At 76.8% G+C, this 349-nt stretch carries 1 protein-coding gene; it reads left to right on the top strand.

Features of this window, described 5'->3' with window-relative positions:
• Positions 1-349: cell division protein PerM (locus J0695_RS40955; RefSeq protein ID WP_242553783.1), on the top strand; the 349-nt coding region annotated here is incomplete at both ends.

Raw genomic sequence — 349 nt, 5'->3', positions numbered from 1 at the left:
GCCCTGCACGTGGTCGCGGGGCTCTGGCTGCTCGCCCATGGCACCGAGCTGACCAGGCCCGACACCCTTTCCGGGGTGCCGGCGCCGGTCGGTGTCGTACCGCTGCTGCTCTCGGTGCTGCCGATCTGGCTGCTGTACCGGGCCGCGCGCGACTGCCTGGAGCCCGCGGAGGACCGCTCGGCGGAGTCCGTACGCGGCGGACTCTGGGCGGTGGCGGGGGGATATCTGCTGGTCGCGGGCGTGGCGGTGCTCTACGACGCCGACGGGCCGCTGGCCGCGGGACCGCTGAGCGCCGCGCTCCATCTGCCGGTGGTCGTGGCCGGGGCGGCCGGGGCCGGGGCGTGGACGG

It is taken from the genome of Streptomyces beijiangensis (genome assembly GCF_017315755.1).
GTDB lineage: Bacteria > Actinomycetota > Actinomycetes > Streptomycetales > Streptomycetaceae > Streptomyces > Streptomyces beijiangensis.
This window is presented reverse-complemented; position numbering and strand designations above follow the sequence as displayed.